This is a genomic window from Celerinatantimonas marina (assembly GCF_046054165.1).
Classification (GTDB): domain Bacteria; phylum Pseudomonadota; class Gammaproteobacteria; order Enterobacterales; family Celerinatantimonadaceae; genus Celerinatantimonas.
On sequence record NZ_JBFNXK010000007.1, the window covers coordinates 133,493 to 155,509 of the forward strand.

Below are 22,017 nucleotides of genomic sequence, written 5' to 3' on the forward strand. Positions count from 1 at the left end.
GTTGTGCTTAAATTAACGAATACTTGGGATCTGATTTTGGATCATGTCAGGCGGGGAATTTCAATGAGTTGCCCCCAGTCCGAGTAAGTAAACGAACGCTAGTTTGATTGGACCATTGGAGAGCACTCATTCATAATGATCCAATCTACTAATATATCAAGAACAAGGAAGATGAATGAAAAAGACTCGCATAATTTCAACCGATGATATTTTACTGACTCTTTGCAATTCAGTGACTAAAGTCCTGGGGGCTGCGACTAGCAGCGAAGTGAAATATTCCGCGATGGTGCAGAAAATTCACAAGACTTGTTTAAAACCAGATATTGGTTGTTTTGTGTTGTTTGACGGTGGTTTCTCAGGATTGGTGCTGATGAACTTTACGGCTCAGGCTGCTCTGGAAATATATCAAACCTATATGAAAAATATGGGAATTTCTGAGTCAGAATTAGCAACCCAGCATACTTCTGATGAAGTGGCCAATGTGATGGGTGAGTTGATGAACCAGAGTATCGGTGATTTTACCGGTAAAATCGGACAGGAATTACAGACGAGTATTACTCAGAACCAGCCTAAAATGTTGGCTATTAATAAACAGGTTCATATCTCAGTGGATACGAATCTGGATCGCCCTCAGGCCCGACGAGTCACATTTGTTACCGCTCGGAATAATATTTTTTATCTGGAATTAGCGATGGATAAGACGGAATTTATTCAGATTGCTGAGATGGATGAGCAAGGTGATACCGATCCGGATAGCATTATTGAGGAAGCTAATCGCCAAGCGGATAAACCTGTGGCACAGGTTGTCGATCAGGATTTGTTTGACGAGCTCGGTTTATAAGCTGAATTTCGTCACATAGCCGCGTATAATATCGGCTTTTCATTCGTGGAATGTCGGTGGTGGATGTGTCGCTAGATCATGAATTCATGAGTAAGGCCATTGAATTGGCTATGCGTGCTCAGGATGAAGGTGAAATCCCAGTCGGAGCCATTGTTGTCTATCAAGGCAAAATTATCGGTCGCGGATGGAATCGTAGCATTCAATGTCATGATGCGACGCATCATGCTGAAATTATGGCTTTGCGTGAAGCGGGCCAGTATTTACAAAATTATCGACTGCTTGATACGACACTTTATGTCACGTTAGAACCTTGCCCTATGTGTGCCGGAGCCATGGTTCACGCACGGGTTTCCCGGTTAGTTTATGGCGCTAGTGATTTAAAAACAGGGGCTGCTGGGAGTGTTTATAATCTGGTATCAACACCACAGTTAAATCATCAATTGGAAGTGGTTGGGGGTGTGGAGCAGGAGCACTGTTCAATGCTCCTGAGCGAGTTTTTTCGCCGTCGTCGTCAGACGATTAAACAGGCTAAAAAACTCAGACGTTCTCAGCAAAGCTGAGTTTAATTATTATCACCACCCAACTCAGTTAGAGTATAGCTGCGTTGACGCCATAGGGTTTTTTTATGTTGACGAGCCAACTGGATCCGCCGGCGAGGTGAGTGTGCGGTATGACGACGAGCTTTAATCATGTCATCCCTCCTTCTTTGTTATTGTTGTTTCATCTCTCTTTTCGTTTTTTAACCTATCAAGTTTATGTGAATAAAATATGACGGTCAATAAATTTGTTGCAAATTAGTAAACATTTTATTTAGCTTGTGATATTTCTGATTGATTTTGCAAAGATTCTTTTTCTGGAATATCTCGAATTAATTGCATCGCAAGTCGACGTTGCTGGGCATCGAGTAGCACCAGACTTTGGTAGTATTGGCGAATATTGTTGACATAGTTATAGGCTTCATTACCGCGAGCGTAACCATACTGGGTTTTTTGATACCATTGTTTCTGCATTAATAGTGGAAGTCGCTCTTTCACATCCGCCCAGCTATTTGGGTTTGCTCCCTGTAACTGTGTGACTCGCCGGGCATCCAGCATGTGACCAAACCCCATATTGTAGGCGGCTAATGCAAACCAGATTTTTTCATCTTCATGGATGCTATCCGGAACCAGTGAAATCAGACGGCGTAGGTAAGCCGCTCCCCCTTTGATACTTTGCTCCGGATCTAGCCGGTTATCGATCCCCATATGGTGGGCGGTGTTGAGTGTTAACATCATCAGCCCTCGAACCCCGGTGTGAGAACGAGCTTGAGGATCCCAGTGTGATTCTTGATAGGACACAGCGGCCAAAAGACGCCAATCTAGACTGTCGGCATATAATTTGAACCAAGATTCATAGCTGGGTAGCCTAGTTTTGACCGCACGTAAAAATGAACGGGTATCGACATAATCGAACTGTTCGATATGGCCGAAATATTTTTCAACTAATTTAGCGATCGTTCCATCACTGTGCTTTTCCCCAAAAAAAGCAATTAATGCAGAATAAAATGAATCATCCTGAGTCAGGCGGATGGCCCAACTAATCGATTCATCCTGATGAAGGGTTAATCCAGTGGCCAATTTTGGATAATAACGCTGGGTCAAAGCCAAAATTTTATCATCAACGACTGCATACATGAGTGTGCCTTGGTGAACTTGTCGCAATAACTCTTCATCATCAACTTGATCACTGGCTTCGATCTTAATGGTTGAATAGCGGCGTTGCAGTTTGCGTAAAATGTATTCGTGATAACTGCCACTGACGACCCCGATAGGTTGATCCACATCGGCAATTGTTTCAGGAACAGGCGTGCCTTGTTGATAGACCAAGACACTATTCACATCATAAAAATCAGGGGAGAAACGAAATTTCAGCCGTTGTAATGGGGTTGGGATCAGTGAGGCTGCGATGAGATCAACTCGCTGCTCTTTTAAGGCATTAAAAAGATCACTCTGACTGTATAAAGGGATCATCTTGAGTTTGAGCCCCAGATAATCGGCGAAATCATGCAGTAATTCATAGTCAATGCCAGTGGGCTCATCATTTTGGTCGTAGTAAAAATTACGTGACGAATAGAGTGTCCCAACCCGTAAGACCTTTGTATATTCCAGTTGCTCCAGCTGACTGCGAGGGGGCTGGCCGACACGACAACTGCTTAACATGGCGCTTATAAGCAGGATAATCAGCAAATAAGTGATGTTTTTGGGTGATTTTTGCAAGCGGTACCACTTCCCTGATGAACTTGGCTACAATTTAGTTTGGCAAAACAGTGTAACATTAATTTAGATAGTATCCTTTGTCACATGTTCAGCCTATTAAAACATCTGCCATTCTCCAAATGCCGGTCTGTAAATGACAGGATTGGCGTATTTAAACCTGCCCAAAGTGAATAAAATTCAACCAGACCAGTTTAATTATTCTTGATACTAGAAGCAGTTATTTGGCTGTGTTTCTGCATTCAGCATGTTTCAGCGGTTACTTTAGGTCTTATTATTATTTATAATGAAGTCCAATCAACCCCCCAAAACGCATACGAGTACACATTTATGGAAATATTGCGTGGTGCTCCGGCACTATCTGAGTTTCGTGTTTCCCAATTGATTAAGCAGGCACAGGAACAATCACTGCCGGTGATTTCAATTTATGCTGAATATACACATTTCATCGATTTGAAATCGCCGTTGCAGCAATCACAACAGGATGTTCTGACTAAATTATTGACTTATGGTCCGACGATTGCTGAACATCAACCCGAAGGGCAATTGCTGTTGGTGACTCCCCGTCCCGGAACTATTTCACCTTGGTCTTCTAAAGCGACGAATATCGCGCATAACTGTGGTTTATCCCAGATTTATCGTATTGAACGTGGTGTCGCTTATTATATTGGTGTCAGTGAACCTTTAACGGATGACCAATTGACCCTGTTGCGAACACTGCTACATGACCGGATGATGGAAACTGTATTCGGTGAATTTGAACAGGCCCAGGCTTTGTTCAGCCACGCAGAACCCGCACCGGTTCGTTCGGTTGATGTTTTGTCGCAGGGGCGTCCAGCTCTGGAAGCGGCGAATATGGAACTTGGGTTGGCTTTAGCGGATGATGAAATCGATTATCTCATCGAAAACTTCCACAAGTTGCAACGGAACCCCAATGATGTGGAACTGATGATGTTTGCTCAGGCAAACTCAGAGCATTGCCGGCATAAAATTTTTAATGCAGATTGGACGATCGACGGTGAAGTTCAGCCAAAATCGCTGTTCAAGATGATTAAAAATACTTACGAAAATTTCAGCGATGACATCTTATCAGCATATAAAGATAACGCCTCGGTGATGACTGGTTCCCCTGCAGGCCGATTCTTCCCTGATCCAGATTCTTATCAATATAGTTATCATCAGGAAGACATTCATATTCTGATGAAAGTTGAAACACATAACCATCCGACGGCGATTTCACCGTTCCCTGGAGCCGCAACCGGTTCTGGTGGTGAAATTCGTGATGAAGGAGCGACTGGCCGCGGCTCGAAACCGAAAGCAGGTTTGGTTGGCTTTAGTGTCAGTAACCTGCGGATCCCCGGATTTGTTCAACCGTGGGAGACTGATTTTGGAAAACCATCCCGAATCGCCAGTGCCTTGGATATCATGATTGAAGGGCCACTGGGTGGTGCTGCTTTTAATAATGAATTCGGACGCCCTAATTTGTTGGGGTATTTCCGAACTTATGAAGAACAAGTTGAAAGCTTCAATGGTATGGAAGTTCGTGGTTATCATAAACCGATTATGATGGCCGGTGGTCTTGGTAATATCAGCGCTGAACACGTTGAGAAAGGTGAAATCCCAGTTTCCGCTAAAATTATTGTACTGGGCGGCCCGGCGATGAATATCGGTTTGGGCGGCGGAGCTGCATCATCAATGGCTTCTGGACAATCGGCTGAAAATTTGGATTTTGCATCCGTGCAGCGGGGCAACCCAGAGATGGAACGGCGTTGTCAGGAAGTGATTGACCGTTGTTGGCAGATGGGCGATTTGAACCCGATTGCTTTTATCCATGATATCGGCGCGGGTGGGTTATCCAACGGCTGCCCTGAATTGGTCAATGATGGAGGCCGTGGGGGGCGTTTTGAGCTGCGAGAAGTTCCGAATGATGAACCGGGCATGTCACCTTTAGAAATTTGGTGTAATGAATCACAAGAACGTTATGTGCTCGCGGTTCCCGCGGATCGGATTGATGAGTTTGATGCGATTTGTCAGCGGGAACGGGCACCGTATGCTGTAATTGGTGAAGCAACAGAGCAGCGCGACCTGATCTTGCATGACCAGCATTTTGATAACGAGCCAATTCATTTACCATTGGAAGTTTTGTTGGGTAAACCCCCAAAAATGCATCGGGATGTGACTTCGGCTTCGTTTAAAGGGCAGGCCTTAGATACCAGTACCATGAGCTTGGCTGTGGCAGCAGAACGAATTTTAAGATTACCGGCTGTCGCTGAAAAAACGTTTTTAATTACAATTGGGGACCGAAGTGTCACTGGGCTAGTGGCTCGCGACCAGATGGTCGGCCCTTGGCAGGTTCCGGTAGCTGATTGCGCTGTAACGGCGGCCAGTTATGATACGTATGCCGGTGAAGCAATGTCGATTGGTGAGCGAACACCAACCGCCTTAATTAGTCATGCGGCTTCAGCTCGCTTGGCAGTCGCCGAATCGATTACCAATATTGCGGCTACAAAAATTGGTCCGATGAATCGGATTAAATTGTCTGCCAACTGGATGGCGGCGGCGGGTCACCCAGGGGAAGATGCTGGGCTTTATCAGGCGGTTAAAGCGGTTGGTGAAGAGCTTTGTCCTGAGCTGGATTTAACTATTCCGGTTGGTAAAGATTCCATGTCCATGAAAACCACGTGGCAGCAGGATGGCGTTGATAAAGCGGTGACTGCACCGTTGTCATTGATCATCAGTGCTTTTGCCCGGGTGGATGATGTGCGCTCGACCGTGACACCGCAATTAGTCAACGATCCCTCGTCGTTATTGATTTTGATTGATTTAGGCCAAGGATTAAACCGCTTAGGTGGCTCTGCATTAGCTCAGGTGTATAAACAATTGGGCGATCAGGCCCCGGATGTGAATCATCCTTCATTATTAAGTGGCTTCTTTAATGCGATTCAGACATTAGTCGCCGATAGTAAATTACAGGCTTATCATGATCGCAGTGATGGTGGGTTATTTACTACGGCCGCAGAAATGGCTTTTGCTGGTCATTGTGGCGTTGATATCGCACTTGATCAGTTAGGGCACGATGATCTGTCGGCTTTGTTTAATGAAGAATTAGGTGCGTTGATCCAGATTAAAGGGGATGACAAAGAAGACGTTCTGAATGTATTAGCGGGTCATGGTTTAGCCGCATGTAGTTTTGTAGTGGGGCGGACCAATCAGGATGATTCGATTCGCTTTACTCGTCATGGGCGTTCTATTCTAGTTCAGAAACGCAGTTATTATCGTCAGATTTGGGCTGAGTTGACTTATCAGATGCAAGCGATGCGGGATAACCCCGCTTGTGCCAAAGCTGAATTTGATGCTAAAGCTGATGTGCAGGATCCCGGGATCCAAGTGGCATTAAGTTTTGACGTCCACGAGGATGTTGCCGCACCGATGATTGCCTCAGGGATTCGTCCTCAGATGGCTATTTTGCGTGAACAAGGGGTGAACTCTCAGACGGAAATGGCGGCCGCATTTGATCGGGCTGGCTTTAATGCCATTGATGTGCACATGAGTGATATCTTATCAGGACGGGTAGCTCTGGATCAGTTTAGTGGTTTAGTCGCATGTGGTGGTTTCTCCTATGGCGATGTGCTGGGCGCTGGCGAAGGATGGGCGAAGTCTATTTTATTCAACACTCAAGCACGGGACCAATTTGCACAGTTCTTTGAACGCCAAGATACTTTTGCCTTGGGTGTTTGTAACGGCTGTCAGATGCTTTCGACTTTAAAAGAATTGATCCCTGGTGCCGATTTATGGCCTCGGTTTGTACGTAACCAATCCGAGCAGTTTGAAGGTCGGTTTAGTTTGGTTGAAATTCAGTCGTCACCCTCTCTGTTTTTTGACGGGATGCAAGGATCACAAATGCCGATTGCTGTCGCGCATGGGGAAGGGCATGTTGAAACTCGGGATGCGAGTCATTTAGCGGCTATTGAAGCTAGCTCGACGGTTGCCGTTCGATTTATTGATCATTATGGTAAAGCGACACAGGAATATCCGTTGAACCCGAATGGTTCCGCGAATGGGATTACCGGATTAACCACCACTGATGGTCGAGTAACGATCATGATGCCTCATCCGGAACGAGTTTTCCGCAGTGTTGCTCACTCCTGGCATCCGGCTGACTGGGGCGAAAATAGCCCTTGGATGCGGATGTTCCAGAATGTCCGGAAACAGTTAGGCTAATGATTTAGCCCATTCAAATATTTCATCCTCTGCTGTGGATTCAGCAGGGGATTTTTTATTCGTATGTGATTAGGACGTCTTGATCGTATTCAATAAAGATTGAGAAATGAATTGATTGGAAGTCAACAGATCCTCGCGCTGAATCTACTCTTTATGGAAGATATATAAAGAATTCATCAAATATTCATACGCTATTTAAACAATAACAATGTTTATTTTCACTCTTGTGAAAGAAGAACTAATCTATTAGTAGACGCAGTAATTTTTATATAAAGCGCATGTTATTTATTTTTATTAAAGTAATAAATATTTTATATAAAATATTATTTTTTATTTTATGTTGATTAGATGTGATATTTTTTGACATAAATACTATTTAATACTGTATCTATCAGATAATTATTTCATGCTACATCTAACCATGTACTGATTGGAAATTGGCTGTTATGGTGATGGGTAAAAGTTTCTTTTGATAATTATCAGCGGCCTCAATATTTTTGATTAAATTTTTCAGAATTTTGAGCCTGAGCTATCAATTCATGCTTTTTAATGATTGTCGATCCCAATACTTTCAGGTACTTTTACGTTGCGTGGGAAGGGGTTCCTTCACCGATTTGACTGTAAGTTGTTTCCCATTTGCTTGTTGGGGGATGAAATGTCTCTAAACCTGAAACCATCTGATCTTCGTTATCACTATAGAGAAAAAGCGACCCATCCGGACGATGTAAAACTGCATGGCGATCCTGATATGTCGGTGTTTGATCGAAATGAAGTGTATGAAGTGATTTATTTGATTGAAAAAGTAGCACAACAACTCGATTTTAACGATAAAGCGAGTTGTCATCGAGTTGAAGATATCATTCAGATCCTACCTTTTCGAACATTAACCCAAAAGTATGCGTTTGAGTGGATTAATCAACATTGGTAATACACACCTGGCCCAGTATGATTACTGGACTAGGTTTATTGAAATATATATTTAATCATTGCTCTATTCATGATCACGGTAACGTCATTCTTGATCACAAATAATTGCGAAACAGAGGGAGCTCGATGGCTAATCGAATGAATATAATACCCCCAACTGATCCGCAATTTTGAGATTACTGAACTCTATTTATTAAATCAACGTATACCCTATGCTTTTTGTTTTATATTACAGAATATATTGCTGAAATTTTTGAATATTAAAATTGTGCATAAATTTAAATAAATCTGACCAAATCATATATCCGGTGATATTTAGTAAGTAAAAGTATATTTATATTATATTTTTCAATAAGTTATAAAAGTATTTTACCGGACTTTCATTTGTTTGGCTGTTTTTAAAAAAAGAGTTCTGTCACAAAATGTGAAGTTTATAGTGATCTCTGGCGTGAATTTCGAAAATATTGGAACACAAGGTATCCAGATGGTGTTAGCTTGTAGTTGTATCAATTGACTACCTTTACTATCGACTACCGCCTTCGGGCGGTTTTTTTATCATACTCCTATAAAGTAGGTGCCCTACTAGCCAAAAGATGACAGTATTCTGGTTGAATGTGTATAACCAATACAAACGAAGCCGGAATATTATTTTGTACATTACCGGTATAGCCAATTTCCGCATTTTGATCATGAGTTTCTAAGGTTGCAGTTTGACTTGATTCAAGCTATCTGAATGACAGTCTGCATATCAACTTTAGAAGTCTTGGTATTTCCTGCTACATAGGATTGCTGGTAATGACAGTGCAATCTAATTAGCTAAGATAGTCTTTTGCTATGGTATTGTTTGGAGAGCAGATCAGGTAATCAACGTCTTCAAATGTCATAAACGGGTATGAGCCTAATGCCTCTATTTTGTCCTCAGTACACAGTGCAACAATCGCTCCAGCTTTAGAGGCTGCATGGTGTTTGAATTCACCATCACTGATAGTGAATAGCGCTGAATCCTGCTGCTGATAACCAACCACAAATCCCCATAAAGCAGAGGTCAAATTGAAATTTGTTTAACGCGACTACGGCTGCAATATCTATATCGGCTCCAATTTTTTCACCAATTACGATTGTGTCATTCCGGATTGTGCCGAAGTATACTTTGGTGATAACTGCCTGTTGGGTCCTCAAGTGGGGATCTATACCGTGACACATCCAATTGACCCAATCGAGCGAGCCAGAGGGAGTCTGCAAAGCCAATTCACTTTGGGTAACAATGTGGTTGTTGCCTCTGGCAAGTGTGGGCACTAAGCGTTTTGGTGACAACCTCGTCATTGGTGGTAATCCAGCACGTATTCTTCGTGAACTTAAATGTGTATCGGACATGACATCAGAAGGGAAGGAAGCGAAATAATGAGAACAAATCCATATATTGGTGAAGTTGTATTGAATGAAACTCAGATTCAAGAAGGAGTCAAACAGGTTGCTCAACAGCTTAATCAACAATTTGATGATGCTGTCGTGATTACCGTCGTCCCTGGTGGAATATTATTTACGGCTGATCTTGTTCGCCAGTTATCCTTTGATATCAGTATGGATTATATCTCTTGCCCGCATACCCCCGGAGATAGAAATAATTGCTCTGCAATTGTATATCACCAGAACATCAATGTTACGGGAAGAAATGTCATTTTGATTGATGATGCGATTGAATCAGGAGGCACGATGAAGCGCCTGATTGAGCATTTGAGTAACAATTTTGATATTAAGTCGTTATCCATAGCAACTCTGTTTGTGAAACCCAGTCGAATCAATATTCCAGTTCCTCAATACTTTGCTTATGAAATGGAGAATGATGAGCTGTTGGTCGGTTATGGCCTGCCGTGGAAAGATAAGTCCCGTAACCTACCTTTCATATCTAAAGTGATTTAATTTCTACCAGACTGAATCGCTACCGTTTGGTCTAAACAACAATGGCTTCAAGTCGACGGCAAAGCTTTGCTATTCTCTATCAGAAAAGAGTTAGAGCTTCTTATTGGGGTAAAGTAACCGTGAACGTTGAATGTCACTATGAAATTTTTGAGTAAATACGTCATTCGTGGTTGATGAAGATCTATATGTTTTTTTGGGGCTAAGCTATATCACTCATTCCATGAAGTGACATGCTCGCTTTGTCACTTCATTTACGCGTATGGATTTTCTATTTGGGCATTAGGATCGCAATGAATATACAAACCTACTCAGAAGACAAGGCGAGGGAGATCGCTGAGCTATTTTATCAATCTGTACATGCCGTTGATTCATTGGTATATACCGCTGCACAAAAAGATGCTTGGGCACCAGCCCCTATTGATTATGTACGTTGGTCTGAGCGACTGGCGATAAAAAATCCGTTTCTAGCTATCATTAGAGGTCGTGTGGCTGGATTTATTGAATTAGATGCTGATGGCCATATTGATGGTACTTATACGCATCCCGATTATCAGGGAATTGGAGTCGCATCTGCCTTGTATGAACATTTGCTAAAGGAAGCAAATATCCGCAATATCAATCGGTTGTATGTTGAAGCTTCGCTGATTGCTAAGCCATTTTTTGAGAAGCGTGGTTTTTCTGTGGTGAAAAAAAACGAAGTAGATCGGCAGGGTGTGTCCTTGGTTAATTTTTCAATGGAGAAATATCTAGGTGATATCTCGTGAGCTTTTGTCTCAATTTGTAGGGGGGTATGGATTTGCTAGGCGAAATTGAGTTATTTGATAGCCATTTACATATTATTGATCCTCGTTTCCCGTTGATCCCAAATCATGGATATTTGCCAGAGGCATTTACCTGTGATGATTATTTAGCCCGTTTATCACAATATAAACTCGTCGGTGGGGTTGTTGTCTCCGGTTCTTTTCAGGGGTTTGATCAAAGTTATCTTTTATCGGCGCTTAAGTCGCTAGGTGCATCTTATGTGGGGGTGACCCAATTGCCCTATGCCACATCGGATCAGCAAATTATGCAACTTGATGCTGCGGGTGTGCGAGCGCTGAGATTTAACTTATACCGAGGTGGCTCGGAAAACGTGAAGCATATGGTTTCAATGGCCCATCGGGTCTATGATCGGGTTGGTTGGCATGTTGAGTTGTACGTTGATGCTACCAAACTAGAGGAATTGTCGGTGATCTTAAATCAATTGCCTGCGGTTTGTATTGATCATTTAGGTATGAGCAAACAGGGGTTGCCTTACCTATTAAAACTTGCTGAGAAAGGTGTCAAAATTAAAGCAACTGGGTTTGGTCGTATAGATTTTAAAGCATCAGAAGCCATCAGATTACTTTATTTAGCTAATCCGGAATCACTGATGTTCGGTTCTGATTTGCCATCAACCAGAGCCCCTATTCCTTTTCAGCATAGCGATATTGATATTGTTTTAGAGACCCTCGGAGGCGAGGCGGCTCAAAATGTTTTTAAAGAAAACGCCATGACATTTTATAATTTAAAAAGCAGAGAATAAATCAAAACTGTTGGCAGTGCCAAGACACGGCTGTGTTGGTTGTATGGAATAGTTTTTTAGAATTGTTTAAATGATGGGGACATAATGTCTAAGTATATAGAAGAACAATTAAAACATTGTCATCATTGTAAAAGAGTCACAAAACACTATCGAAATAATCAAAAATCGAGTGGATTTATGCTGTTGGTGCATTTGGTTTTGACCATATGTACTTCAGGGATCTGGTTAATTTTAGTGATTATTTGGAAAATATTGAACGCTAAAATTGGTGGTTGGAAGTGCAGTGAGTGTGGCCATTAACCACAAATTGATTACGAACGGTGAAACCATCAGAAGCTGGTGCTGCCTTGGCATTGAATGGGACTGAAATTCAACAATGAAAAATCAATAATCCTGACTAGATTTGTAAAAAGTTTTTGGTTAGGGCTCTCTTAGCTTCAGGAAATTTGAATGTGCAAGAAAAGGTAAAATATATATGGTTAGCCCTGTTGTTTTTGGGGTGGAGTTTTGCAGTATCGGCGAAGCCTGATATGACTATTGGCAGTTGGAATTTAGATTGGTTGGATCAACGCAATTCATCAAAAGGACCGGTACGTGATGCTGATGATTATGAGCAGCTGTCACGGTTGTTTGCAAAGACCAATATTGATGTGTTGGGATTTCAGGAGGTCGCCAGTCAGGCGGATATTCGTCAGGTTGTTGGCACCAATTATCAGATAGAATTATCGCATCGGGCTGAGTCTGGCGATCCTCGTCAATGGCCTCAATATACGGGGTTTGCTATCCGTCGGGGGATCGCATACCAGCGTCATCTGGATTTGGTTTTGGACGTAACGCATGGGCATCAATTGCGTAACGGTATTGATATAACATTACTTGATGGACGGAAGCCTTATTTACGACTGTTGGTTGTACACTTGAAAAGCCGTTGTTTTTCTCAGAAGAAACGGCCAACGCATCAGAAGTCTAATGGGAGTTGTTATACGCTGTATTTGCAATCGCTTCGATTGCAAAAATGGGTTGCTGATCGAGAGAGGGAAGGGATCCCCTTTATGATTGTAGGCGATTTTAATCGTCGCATGGCTCAGGATCCTAATGATTGGTTATTGCGAACGTTATCTTCGGGCGACTCTGGTAAAGCAATTCCTCTGATTTTAGCGACGCGATTGCATCAAAGTCATTGTCTGGTGGGTTATCGAGATAAAAATCAGGTTTATGTGAAACGATATACAGCGTATATCGATCATCTGATTTATGACCAAGATGCTCAGCAACATGTTCGTCCTCATTCTTTTCAAGAACTTTCACCCACGGCAGAAATGGTGCGGCAGATTCAACTGAGCGATCATTGTCCGATCTTTTTGCAGTATCGTCCTTAAGCGCTGTTGGTGTTGCCTGATCAGACGATTGAACGCGGTATCATTGGTGCATAATCTTGATAATTTCGGTGATTGACAGAAAACAGGTTTAGTTGTTGATATAAGTCAGTTGATTTGAAAATAAATGATTTTAAATCAATCCATTAGATATACATTCTCTTTTATTTATAAAAATATTTATAGTTATGTGACCGGTTTCACAAGTTTTTAATGAGCTATTTATTAGTTTTGTATCGTTAGGTACTGTTTATCTTTAACGATGGGTCTTTAATGGGTTGTGTTTGATATATCTTGTTTTGGCCTATTTGCACGAAAGTTTGTTAGGGACTATATGGGCTGAAAGTGCATTTTATTTATTCTTGAAGATAAATAGCTTTCAATGATTCAGGCATGGCCTGGATGGCTATCGCTTATTCCTATTGACTGATGTATTAATCCAGCCTTTTTCCGAGAAATCCAAAATGATTATGACAAAATTTTCGATGATTTCACTTTCTGTGGTAACGGCATTCTCTATGTCAATGTCCGGATGTTCGGACTCATCATCAACATCTCAGGGTTCTCTTCAGCCGGTGAATGATGTGGCTAAGGCCTCGGCGTTGGTTGCAAAAATGACTCCTGAAGAAAAGCTAAGTTTGTTATCTGGCCCAGGGTTTTCAAGGCAGACTTCAGCAGCACTGAAGCCGGAACATCTTGAGGGTGATGTTGTGGGTATCGCCGGCTATATTAATGGCGTAAATAATTCGCAGGTAAATATCCCCCCAGTAAAATTGGCAGATGGTCCAGCGGGAGTTCGATTATCTCCCATTCGAGAGCATGATCCCAAACGCTATTACGCTACCGCTTGGCCCATTGGTTCACTGCTCGCTTCATCATGGGATCCGCAGTTGGTGCAACGTGTTGGTCAGGCTTTCGGTCAGGAAGCAAAAGAGCTGGGCATTGATTTTTTGCTGGCTCCGGGAATGGATATTCAGCGTAATCCTTTAAATGGTCGAAACTTTGAATATTATTCAGAAGATCCATTGTTATCCGGAAAAATGAGTGCGGCAATGGTCGAGGGGATCCAGAGTAATGGGGTCGGTGCGACGATTAAACATTTTGTGGCAAATAACTCTGAAACCAATCGGCATAATATAGATGAAATCATGACTCCAAGAAGTTTAAGAGAGATTTATTTACGGGGTTTCCATATTGCTATTGAGAATGCGCAGCCTTGGGCGCTTATGACTTCGTATAATAAAATAAACGGTGTTTATACGAATGCTCGCAAAGATCTTCTCACCACGATTGCTCGTCAGGAATGGGGGTTTAAAGGACTGATAATGTCTGATTGGTTTGCGGGCGATTTAGATCATGTTGAGCAGCAGGTTCAGGCGGGTAATGATTTAATTGAGCCTGGTGGTGACGATGTCTATAACCATTTGCTTCAGGCTTATCAAAACGGCACATTGAGTCCACAGGTTTTGGATCAAAGCGCAACTCATATTGTAACGCAGGTGATCAAAACTCCGACTTATCATCATTATCCTTACGCTGGGGTTGCTCAGCATAAACCTTGGCATGCTCAACTATCCCGAGAAGCCGCTACCGAAAGCATGGTCTTACTGAAAAATTCCGGGGCGACTCTGCCGATTCATCCGGAACAGAGTATCGCTAGTTTTGGTATCGCTCAAGTAAATACCTATAAAGGTGGTACCGGTAGTGGTGATGTGCACGCCCCTCACATTATTAATATCGCTGAGGGATTGGCTCATCAATTTACGGTGAATCGTGAACTTCAGCAATTTTATACGCAGTATTTCAATGTTCATAAACAAGAAGCTCCGGGGGCACTGGGGACGATAGGAAATGAGATGTTGTATACCTGTGATGAGCCCTCCATTGGATCTGCAATGTTACAGACCTATGCGCGTCAGAATGATATCGCCGTGATTACCATTGGTCGGTTAGCGGGAGAAGGTCGTGATCGGAGTCCGGGTAAAGGTGATTATCTGTTAAGTGACAATGAACAGACATTGATTAAACAGGTCTCTCAGGCATTTCATCAACAGCATAAAAAAGTGGTTGTGGTCTTGAATATTCCGGGAGTGATCGATACTGAGTGGTCCAATCAAGTCGATAGTATTCTGCTGGCCTATATGCCAGGGCAGGAAGCCGGGGATGCCGTAGCCGATATACTATCGGGACGAGTTTCACCCAGCGGCAAACTGGCACAGACTTTCCCATTGCACTACCGCGATGTTCCATCATCTCAAACCTTCCCCGGGGTGGATACCGATGACGATCAATTACCGGATGTTGAGTATTACAACGAAGGGATTTATGTTGGATATCGGTACTATGATACTTTTCATAAGCCGGTCGCATATCCTTTCGGATTCGGGTTGTCTTATACCTCGTTTACTTATCAGAACCGCTCACTGGTCCAGAATACCATCAATTCGTTGGGTGCCCGAGGCCATATTCAATTATCGGTTGATGTTCGCAATAGCGGAAAACGTATCGGTAAAGAGGTCGCTGAAGTCTATATTGCTGCACCACAGCGAGTTTTGGATAAACCTGCGATTGAGTTAAAAGCGTTTGCCAAAACTAAATGGCTGAAATCCGGAGTACAGCAGCGGTTATTATTGGATATCCCGGCTGAGATCTTGGCCAGTTTTGATGTGAACCACAATCAGTGGATCATCGAGCCCGGAGTTTATAAAGCCTATATTGCCGCTTCGTCCGATGTGAGTGACATCATCCCCGTGCAGTTTAACATTAACCATCTGGTCATTGTTCGCCAGACTACTCCTGAAGTATTAGCACTTCCCCAAGGTATTTCGCAAAGCTCATTTGTGAATATTCATCAGTAGTGTCTCTCTTTACAGGCCCGGTCATCGGGCCTGTTATCGATGTGCTTTCAACTCGATTTGGCATTGTTTGAGATAGGGCATGCATAAAGTTTAAGACCTTGATCTGAAGGTGAATCTGCGTATCAGCAATATAGAGTATTATCACTTATACTCTCAACAGACCCTAGTTGACTGATGTTAATCGTACCAATATCAGTATCTGTTGTTGATAGAAAAAGGGCCTCATTCAAATGAATCTTTTTTCATAAGGATAAAAGCCGATGAAATCGATGAAGAATTTTTTGCCGATTATAATAGCAATTTTGATCGCTATTTTGCCGGCACCCTCAGGGTTAGATGATTATGCATGGCGCTATTTTGCTGTCTTTATTGGGGTGGTCGTAGGATTGGTATTAGAGCCGTTGCCGGGAGCCGTGGTCGGGTTAATTGGGGTCGTTGTTGTCGCATTACTGAACCATTGGGCACTCTTTCCTGCTGATAAATTAGCTGATCCTCATTTTAAAGCGGCTAAGACTGCGTTTTCATGGGCCGTTTCCGGATTCACCAATGGAACGGTATGGCTGATTTTTGGTGCGTTTATGTTCGCATTGGGATATGAAAAAACCGGGCTAGGGCGTCGCATTGCGCTATGGCTGGTAAAAACTATGGGTAAGCGCAGCCTAACTTTAGGCTATGCGATTATGATTGCCGATACCGTTCTGGCTCCTTTTACACCCTCCAATACGGCACGTAGTGGGGGAACGATTTTCCCGGTGATTCGAAACTTACCCCCTCTTTATGATTCCAATCCTGATGATGAAAGTCGCAAACGCATCGGGACTTATTTAATGTGGACGGCTATTGCCAGCACTTGTGTGACTAGTTCGTTGTTTTTAACGGCATTGGCACCGAATCTATTAGCGGTTGCTTTGACCCAGTCATCTACGGGGATCTTGATTGGATGGGGGGACTGGTTTATGGCTGCGGCTCCCGTCTGTATTTTGTTATTAATATTAGTGCCACTTTTGAGTTATTGGTTGTGTCCTCCTCAGGTTAAATCCGGGACGGCGGTCAGTGAATGGGCGGCTCAGGAACTGACTCATATGGGACGACTAACCCGTAATGAATTGTTGTTACTGTGTTTTGTCGTGATGGCACTGTTGATGTGGATTTTTGCCGGTCAGTATATTGCCGGAGCATTGGTCGGGCTGTTGGTGATTTCACTGATGTTGGTGACTCGCATCGTAACTTGGGATGATATTCTGGCCAATAAGTCGGCTTGGAATACGCTGGTGTGGTTCGCTACGTTGGTCGCTTTGGCCGGGGGATTGAGTAAAGTTGGCTTTGTCAGCTGGTTTGGTCAACTGGTCGGGAGTCATATCAGTGGGTTAAATGCAACATTGGCTATGATCATTTTGGCCGTTATCTTTTTTGTACTGCATTATTTATTTGCCAGTGTGACCGCACATACTACGGCATTGTTGCCCGTGATTTTGGCCGCTGCATCTGGGATCCCCGGCATTCATATGGAAATGTTTGTCTTTGTGCTTGTGCCTATGTTGGGGTTGATGGGAATTATCACACCTTATGGAACTGGACCGAGCCCGGTTTACTATGGAAGTGGATTTATTCCCGGTTCAACCTGGTGGAAACTAGGCGCCGTATTTGGATTGTTGTATTTGGTCGTGTGGTTGGGGCTTGGGTTGCCGTGGCTTGAGATCGTATTTTCATAATCCATATTTTTGGAATCATTGGACGAACGGAGGCTTAAGTCTCCGTCCGTTATTTCTCCATGTCATCGTTATTTTTTGGATATTTCGCTATCTGATTTTTATGTAATTCATCTTAATATCCTTATCGAAAGAGATATCCGAAACCTTTCTTTACTCAGGAGTGATTCGACGCTAATCGAAGTTTATTATTTTGTGTCATAGACGGTTACCGATATACCGGTAATATAGTTGAGTCGCACTGTTGCGCGGTGCTATTGGATAAGCATGCCTTACCAATAACAATCCAGATGTTGAGGATGTTCTGTTGAGTAAATACCAAGCTTTGAGACGGGCGAAAGCCGGGGCGCTGGCTTGCCTGATTGTGGCAGCCATTGTTTTTACAATAACTGTCATCGGGATGCGTCAGGGATATCATAGTTTGTGGTTATCTCTGATTAAAACGGCTTCTGAAGCGGCAATGGTTGGGGGAATCGCAGATTGGTTTGCTATTTCGGCGTTGTTTCGACCCATCCCGAGTTGGAATCGGCGGACGGTTGCCGGATTACATATTCCTCACACCGATGTTGTGGTTCGAAATCAGCCGATGATTGCTGAAAATCTGGCGTTGTTTGTAAAAGAGCGTTTTTTTCATGAGACGACACTAGTTCGCTTTGTTCGTGAAGTTAAACCGACCCAGGTTTTGACGCAATGGCTTAGTCAGCCCCAAAATGCAGCACAATTAAGCCATTATATCAGTCAGTTTCTGGCCGCCTCTTTACGTGTTTATGATGATCGCTTAGTTCAGGCATTTATCTGGCGAGGGGTGCGTAAAATCATCCGTTATCTAGATTTATCGTCGTTAGCGGCGCAAGTGCTGGATGTTTCAACCAAAGATGGTCGCCATCAGGTCGTCCTAAGTCAGCTATTAGGTCAGCTCAGTCATTATTTAAATAATTCACAAACACAGCAAATGTTAGCTCAACGAGTCAGTAGCTGGCTGAAGAGCGAGCATTATATGGTTGAGAAGCTGCTTCCAACAGAATGGTTGAGTGAAAAAAGTGCTCAGCTAGCCATTGAGGCAATGGCTAATTTTTTATCAGAGATCCAACATGCGGATAATAATCCCGTTCGGGAGCAACTGGAGCAAAATTTAGCCACTTGGATTGAAAAATTGCGCCGTGATCCAATCTGGCGGCAGAAAATTGAAAAAATGACTGAGCAAATTTTAGTACATCAGCATTTTGCGCATTATCTGTATCAAATATGGCAAGATCTTTGTCAGCGATTGGCGGTTGACTTGGATTCTGATACTAGTATTACTCGGGATAACATCGCCGTATTTATGACTGCCAGTGCTAAATTAATGAGTGAGAATCAGTCATTGCAAGTGTTGTTGGATACGCATTTGGAATCGGCAGCACAGAAAATGGCTCCGAAGGTTTCCAATTTCGTGGTTCGGCATATTCAGAAAACGGTCGAGAGCTGGGATGCCCGGGAGATAGTGAATCAGATAGAGCTAAATATCGGTAAGGATTTGCAGAAGGTCAGAGTAAATGGGACGTTAGTGGGGGCATTGATCGGTATGGGAATTTTCTTAGTTGAACATCTCTTGTTAAATTTGCCCTTTTAATGAAGGCATATACTCCCATTAGGCTCAAGCCATTGACTCGCCATAGATCATCGCAATGGGATTTTGTGACATTTCTTCAATTTTAAGCTATACCTCAATAATGTATCTGGGCGCTTTGGGTGAATTATAAACAGATTCATTACAGGAGCGTCACAGTCGATTTCTAATCATTAGCGATTAAAGGATCCTGTTATGGTTGCCACGCCGACTGTTGCCGAAGATTTTCCATTTTTTTTAGATAAAACCGATTTTAAAGATGCTGTGATTCGTCATTTACGGAGCACGTATGGTACTGACGAAAATAAAGCGAATGCGACAGCTTGGTGGAAAGCAACTTGTTCAGCGATTAATGAACAAGTTTTCGAAGGACTCACTGAAACTCAAAAAAAACATGCCAGCATTGATACCCGAGCAGTACATTACTTGTCTTTGGAATTTTTAATGGGGCGATTGACCCGTAACAATCTCTATAATCTGGGGCTATTTGAGACCGCTCGAGATGCGCTAGCCGAACTGGGACAAGATATCGATAGTCTGTGCCGGGAAGAACAGGATATGGCTCTTGGAAATGGGGGATTAGGTCGACTAGCCGCTTGTTTTATCGATTCTCTGGCTACACTGGGCTATCCGGCAATTGGTTATGGCATCCACTATGAAAACGGATTATTCCGTCAGGAATTTCGGGATGGTCGACAAATTGAGCGTCCTGATAGCTGGCGAGATTATGGAAATCCTTGGGAGATTTGTCGGCCAGAATCCATTCAGAAAGTGCCCTTGTATGGTTATGTCGAAACAAAATTTTGTGACGATGGCAAAATGCGCAAAGTTTGGCACCCTGGACAGGTCATCAAAGGGGTCCCGTGGGATATTCCGGTGGTAGGGTATCGAGGACATACCGTGAATATTCTACGCTTATGGGAAAGCCGGGCCGATGATTACTTTGATTGGGATGTGTTTAATGCCGGGGGGTATGTCGATGCTCAGATCGAAAAATCCCGAGCCGAAACTATCTCGAAAGTTTTGTATCCGAATGATGAGACCCCGGCCGGTAAAGAACTGCGGTTGATCCAGCAGTATTTCTTCTGTGCCTGTTCTCTCAAAGATATGATGCGGCGTTATAAACGGCATCATCATGATTTTAGTCAGTTTGCTTCACAGATCGTCATCCAACTCAACGATACCCATCCGACGATCGCGATTGTGGAACTGATGCGGTTGCTGGTCGATGAAGAAGATTTAGATTGGGATAATGCGTGGGATATCTGCCAGAGTGTTTTTGCTTATACCAACCATACGTTACTTCCAGAAGCTCTCGAGAAATGGGCGGTTGGATTATTTGAAAATGTACTCCCTCGCCATCTGGAAATTATCTATGAGATCAACCGGCGTTTCTTAGAAGATGTAGTCGATAAAAAATGGCCGGGTGATTCTGAAATGAAACGGCGATTATCGATCATCGAAGAAGGCGAAACCCGGATGGTTCGCATGGCTTATTTGTGCGTTGTCGGGAGTTTTAAAGTTAACGGCGTGGCTCAGATGCATAGCGAACTGGTTAAAAAGGATTTATTCCCTGATTTTTATCAAATCTGGCCGGATCGATTCACGAATGTGACCAATGGGATTACTCCGCGGCGTTGGCTGAAGGCCTGTAATCCAAGGTTATCCGGGTTGTTGGATGAAAAAATAGGGAAGCATTGGCCAACGGATCTCGGATTATTGCGTCGGGTGTTGGACTATGCAAATGATCCTCATTTCCAACATCAATTTATGCAGATTAAACAGCAAAATAAAGAAGATTTAGCCGTACTCATTCAGGAGTTGACTGGCGTACGTGTTGATGCTCAGGCAATTTTCGATATTCAAATTAAGCGGTTGCACGAATATAAACGTCAACATCTGAATATGTTGCATATTTTGACGTTGTATCGCCGACTGCTGGAAAATCCAGAATTGGATATTCACCCCCGTGTCTTTATTTTTGGCGCCAAAGCGGCTCCCGGGTATCGGTTGGCAAAAGATATTATTTTTGCCATCAATAAAATAGCGGATCGCATTAATCACGATATTCGGATTAAAGATAAGCTCAAAGTTGTTTTTCTTCCGAACTATCGGGTATCGCTGGCTGAAGTGATGATCCCGGCCGGTGATGTTTCCGAACAGATCTCTACTGCTGGCAAAGAGGCATCCGGTACCGGGAATATGAAGTTCGCTTTAAATGGAGCCGTGACCATTGGAACGATGGATGGGGCGAATGTCGAAATTCGTGAAGAAGTCGGTGATGATAATATTTTTATCTTTGGCTTAACGGATGAACAGGTCGCTCAGAAATGGCGAGAAGGTTATAACAGTTGGGATTATTACTTCCATAATGCCGAGTTAAAAGCGGTACTGGATTGGTTGGATAGTGATTATTTTACCCCAGGTGAACCCGGAGCCCTGGCTTCGATAAAATACAGTCTATTGAATGGGGGGGATCCATTTATGTGCTTAGCTGATTATCAGTCGTATGTGGATGCTCAGCAGTTGATTGATGAAGCGTATCGGGATAAAGCTCGTTGGGCTAAGATGGCCATCGTGAATATGGCCAGTGTCGGGAAATTTAATTCAGACCGTTCGATTGAGGATTATGTGGCCAATATTTGGCATCTGAAAGCGTATCCGGGGATTGAATAAAGTCTGGGTGTTGGCTGAATAGAGTCGGTCGCAAGGCTGAAGAGATACGGTATGAACAAGTGCC

Annotated in this window: 15 protein-coding genes and 1 pseudogene; 13 read left to right on the forward strand and 3 right to left on the reverse strand. The window is 43.2% G+C overall.

Translation table 11 applies throughout. The features are described 5' to 3' along the window. Positions 1-175: 175 nt before the first annotated feature. Positions 176-841, forward strand: a complete 666-nt coding sequence (locus ABUE20_RS09710) for a DUF3334 family protein (protein ID WP_408619704.1) — start codon at positions 176-178, stop codon at positions 839-841. A gap of 50 nt (positions 842-891) precedes the next feature. Beyond that, the gene (gene tadA, locus ABUE20_RS09715) at positions 892-1,401 is read left to right on the forward strand and encodes a tRNA adenosine(34) deaminase TadA (RefSeq protein ID WP_408619705.1); all 510 of its coding nucleotides are present in this window, start codon (positions 892-894) and stop codon (positions 1,399-1,401) included. Positions 1,402-1,403: 2 nt separating this feature from the next. Here the strand turns inward: tadA and ABUE20_RS09720 are convergent, their stop codons facing one another. Both ABUE20_RS09720 and mltF read right to left on the reverse strand, forming a co-directional pair. Beyond that, positions 1,404-1,532 (reverse strand): hypothetical protein, encoded by a 129-nt coding sequence (locus tag ABUE20_RS09720; protein ID WP_408619706.1) that lies wholly within the window; start codon positions 1,530-1,532, stop codon positions 1,404-1,406. Positions 1,533-1,647: 115 nt separating this feature from the next. After that, positions 1,648-3,096, reverse strand: a complete 1,449-nt coding sequence (gene mltF, locus ABUE20_RS09725) for a membrane-bound lytic murein transglycosylase MltF (RefSeq protein ID WP_408619707.1) — start codon at positions 3,094-3,096, stop codon at positions 1,648-1,650. Positions 3,097-3,423: 327 nt separating this feature from the next. Here mltF and purL point away from each other — a divergent pair, with 327 nt between their 5' ends. Together purL and ABUE20_RS09735 are read left to right on the forward strand one after the other, a co-directional pair. After that, positions 3,424-7,314, forward strand: a complete 3,891-nt coding sequence (gene purL / locus ABUE20_RS09730; RefSeq protein ID WP_408619709.1) for a phosphoribosylformylglycinamidine synthase — start codon at positions 3,424-3,426, stop codon at positions 7,312-7,314. A gap of 655 nt (positions 7,315-7,969) precedes the next feature. Further along, the gene (locus ABUE20_RS09735; protein WP_408619710.1) at positions 7,970-8,242 is read left to right on the forward strand and encodes a hypothetical protein; all 273 of its coding nucleotides are present in this window, start codon (positions 7,970-7,972) and stop codon (positions 8,240-8,242) included. A gap of 811 nt (positions 8,243-9,053) precedes the next feature. On the opposite strand, the gene ABUE20_RS09740 is transcribed toward ABUE20_RS09735, so the two are convergent. Continuing rightward, positions 9,054-9,290, reverse strand: coding sequence for a hypothetical protein (locus ABUE20_RS09740; RefSeq protein WP_408619711.1), 237 nt, complete (start codon positions 9,288-9,290; stop codon positions 9,054-9,056). Between the two features lie 19 nt (positions 9,291-9,309). On the opposite strand from ABUE20_RS09740, the pseudogene ABUE20_RS09745 reads away from it, so the two are divergent. The 9 genes and pseudogenes from ABUE20_RS09745 to ABUE20_RS09785 form a co-directional block, all read left to right on the forward strand. Then, positions 9,310-9,643: pseudogene (locus ABUE20_RS09745) on the forward strand (LbetaH domain-containing protein); the annotation flags it as partial. Next, positions 9,643-10,161 carry a phosphoribosyltransferase gene (locus ABUE20_RS09750; protein ID WP_408619712.1) on the forward strand — a complete coding sequence of 173 codons (519 nt, stop codon included), beginning with the start codon at positions 9,643-9,645 and terminating at the stop codon, positions 10,159-10,161. The pseudogene ABUE20_RS09745 and the gene ABUE20_RS09750, both read left to right, overlap by 1 nt. 290 nt (positions 10,162-10,451) lie before the next feature. Continuing rightward, positions 10,452-10,925, forward strand: a complete 474-nt coding sequence (locus tag ABUE20_RS09755; protein ID WP_408619713.1) for a GNAT family N-acetyltransferase — start codon at positions 10,452-10,454, stop codon at positions 10,923-10,925. Between the two features lie 26 nt (positions 10,926-10,951). Beyond that, a complete protein-coding gene (locus tag ABUE20_RS09760; protein ID WP_408619714.1) occupies positions 10,952-11,725 on the forward strand; it encodes an amidohydrolase family protein in 774 nt (257 codons plus the stop codon). 452 nt (positions 11,726-12,177) lie between these two features. After that, on the forward strand, positions 12,178-13,104 hold the full coding sequence (locus tag ABUE20_RS09765) for an endonuclease/exonuclease/phosphatase family protein (RefSeq protein ID WP_408619715.1): 927 nt from the start codon (positions 12,178-12,180) through the stop codon (positions 13,102-13,104). 461 nt (positions 13,105-13,565) lie between these two features. Continuing rightward, positions 13,566-15,959, forward strand: a complete 2,394-nt coding sequence (locus ABUE20_RS09770) for a glycoside hydrolase family 3 C-terminal domain-containing protein (RefSeq protein WP_408619716.1) — start codon at positions 13,566-13,568, stop codon at positions 15,957-15,959. Between the two features lie 260 nt (positions 15,960-16,219). Continuing rightward, the gene (locus ABUE20_RS09775; RefSeq protein ID WP_408619717.1) at positions 16,220-17,671 is read left to right on the forward strand and encodes an anion permease; all 1,452 of its coding nucleotides are present in this window, start codon (positions 16,220-16,222) and stop codon (positions 17,669-17,671) included. A 304-nt stretch (positions 17,672-17,975) separates the two neighbouring features. Then, entirely contained in the window at positions 17,976-19,280 is a 1,305-nt protein-coding gene (locus tag ABUE20_RS09780) for a DUF445 domain-containing protein (RefSeq protein ID WP_408619718.1), read from the forward strand. A gap of 192 nt (positions 19,281-19,472) precedes the next feature. Beyond that, positions 19,473-21,953 carry a glycogen/starch/alpha-glucan phosphorylase gene (locus ABUE20_RS09785; RefSeq protein ID WP_408619719.1) on the forward strand — a complete coding sequence of 827 codons (2,481 nt, stop codon included), beginning with the start codon at positions 19,473-19,475 and terminating at the stop codon, positions 21,951-21,953. Positions 21,954-22,017 lie beyond the last annotated feature (64 nt).

Coding starts and splice junctions, on each gene's coding strand:
- ABUE20_RS09750 (WP_408619712.1), top strand. CDS start 9,643: ATGAGAACAAATCCATATATTGGTGAAGTTGTATTGAATGAAACTCAG.
- ABUE20_RS09775 (WP_408619717.1), top strand. CDS start 16,220: ATGAAATCGATGAAGAATTTTTTGCCGATTATAATAGCAATTTTGATC.
- ABUE20_RS09770 (WP_408619716.1), top strand. CDS start 13,566: ATGATTATGACAAAATTTTCGATGATTTCACTTTCTGTGGTAACGGCA.
- ABUE20_RS09720 (WP_408619706.1), bottom strand. CDS start 1,532: ATGATTAAAGCTCGTCGTCATACCGCACACTCACCTCGCCGGCGGATC.
- ABUE20_RS09785 (WP_408619719.1), top strand. CDS start 19,473: ATGGTTGCCACGCCGACTGTTGCCGAAGATTTTCCATTTTTTTTAGAT.
- ABUE20_RS09760 (WP_408619714.1), top strand. CDS start 10,952: ATGGATTTGCTAGGCGAAATTGAGTTATTTGATAGCCATTTACATATT.
- tadA (WP_408619705.1), top strand. CDS start 892: ATGTCGGTGGTGGATGTGTCGCTAGATCATGAATTCATGAGTAAGGCC.
- purL (WP_408619709.1), top strand. CDS start 3,424: ATGGAAATATTGCGTGGTGCTCCGGCACTATCTGAGTTTCGTGTTTCC.
- ABUE20_RS09735 (WP_408619710.1), top strand. CDS start 7,970: ATGTCTCTAAACCTGAAACCATCTGATCTTCGTTATCACTATAGAGAA.
- ABUE20_RS09710 (WP_408619704.1), top strand. CDS start 176: ATGAAAAAGACTCGCATAATTTCAACCGATGATATTTTACTGACTCTT.
- ABUE20_RS09755 (WP_408619713.1), top strand. CDS start 10,452: ATGAATATACAAACCTACTCAGAAGACAAGGCGAGGGAGATCGCTGAG.